At 45.0% G+C, this 1919-nt stretch carries 2 protein-coding genes; both read left to right on the plus strand.

Annotated features, from left to right (window positions below; translation table 11 throughout):
* The coding region (locus tag D8863_RS10310) for a PTS sugar transporter subunit IIABC family protein (RefSeq protein WP_185761480.1) at positions 1–1253 on the plus strand (1253 nt) is incomplete at its 5' end.
* 63 nt (positions 1254–1316) lie between these two features.
* Positions 1317–1919 (plus strand): alpha-amylase family glycosyl hydrolase (locus tag D8863_RS10315; RefSeq protein ID WP_260469792.1); only part of this gene is annotated, 603 nt, incomplete at its 3' end.

The raw sequence follows: 1919 nt of genomic DNA on the forward strand, positions 1-1919 counted from the left end.
TCCCAGCCTTGCTTGCAGGTTTGAGTCTGTCTTATCTAGAAATCTTCTGGCGCAAGCATATTCCAGAAGTCATTTCCATGATTTTTGTACCCTTCTTATCCTTGATTCCAGCCTTAATTTTGGCTCACACTGTTTTGGGACCAATCGGTTGGACAATTGGTCAAGGACTTTCAGCAGTTGTCTTGGCAGGTTTGACGGGTCCAGTTAAATGGCTCTTCGGTGCGATTTTTGGTGCCCTCTACGCTCCATTTGTCATCACTGGTTTGCATCATATGACCAATGCCATCGATACACAATTGATTGCGGATGCCGGCGGAACTGCCCTCTGGCCAATGATTGCTCTTTCTAATATTGCCCAAGGTTCAGCCGTATTTGCCTATTATTTCATGCATCGTCATGATGAGCGTGAGGCTCAGATTTCACTTCCTGCAACCATTTCAGCCTATCTCGGTGTTACAGAACCAGCCCTCTTTGGGGTCAATGTCAAATACATCTATCCATTTGTAGCTGGAATGATTGGTTCAGCCCTTGCAGGCATGTTGTCCGTTACTTTCAATGTAACGGCGGCTTCTATTGGTATCGGTGGTTTACCAGGTATCCTTTCTATTCAACCTCAATACATGCTGCCATTTGCAGGAACCATGCTAGTTGCTATTGTTGTACCAATGCTCTTGACTTTCTTCTTCCGTAAGGCAGGTCTCTTTACAAAAACAGAGGACGATGCAACCTTGCAGGAAGAATTCGTTGCCCAAGAAGAGGCAGAATTTGTCAGTCATGAACCAGTAACCTTCGCTCCAGTAGAAATTGTCAGCCCTCTTGCTGGTCAAGTGAAAGAATTGAGTCAAGCAACAGATCCTGTTTTTGCATCAGGTGTTATGGGGCAAGGTCTAGTCATTGAGCCAAGCCAAGGTGAGTTGATTTCTCCAGTCAATGGGACAGTGACAGTTCTTTTCCCTACCAAGCATGCCATCGGTATTGTCTCTGATGAGGGGGTGGAATTGCTCATCCACATCGGTATGGATACAGTCGATCTTGATGGCAAAGGGTTTGAAAGTCTTGTAACCCAAGGAGACCACGTCACAGTTGGTCAGAAACTGATTCGTTTTGATATAGATGTCATTAAGGCTGCAGGTCTCGTGACAGAAACTCCAGTTATCATCACGAACCAGGATGCTTATGCAGCGACTATCACTGGAACTTATCCAACAACTATCCAAGCTGGGGCAGCTCTCATGGTCGCTACACGAATCTAATCGAAATAACACAAATAGGGAAGGAACATCAGTTCCTCCCTTTTATCAGAAAAGGAGAAACAGATGACACTTGATAAAGGAAAAGTAGTCTATCAAATCTATCCAAAATCATACAAAGACACCACTGGAAATGGTATTGGGGATTTCCGTGGGATTATCGAAAAAATTCCCTATCTAGCCAAACTGGGCGTGGATATGGTCTGGCTCAATCCGTTCTATCCAAGCCCTCAACGGGATAATGGTTACGATATTTCAGATTATATGGCAGTGGATCCTCTTTTTGGTAATATGGCTGATTTTGAGGAGATGGTGCGTGTCGGTAAGGAGCACAAGATTGACTTTATGTTAGATATGGTGCTCAATCATTGTTCGACAGAACACGAATGGTTTCAGAAAGCCCTAGCTGGCGACCAGTACTACCAAGACTTTTTCTTCATCCAAGACCAACCGACAGACTGGCAGTCTAAGTTTGGTGGCTCTGCTTGGGCGCCTTTCGGGGATACGGGGAAATATTACCTCCACCTCTTTGATGAGACCCAAGCTGACCTTAACTGGCGCAATCCCAATGTCCGCAAGGAGCTTTTCAAGGTTGTTAATTTCTGGCGAGACAAGGGAGTCAAAGGTTTCCGATTTGATGTGATCAATTTGATCGGTAAGGATGAGGTC

The organism is Streptococcus oralis (assembly GCF_003943825.1).
GTDB classification, from domain to species: domain Bacteria; phylum Bacillota; class Bacilli; order Lactobacillales; family Streptococcaceae; genus Streptococcus; species Streptococcus oralis_CD.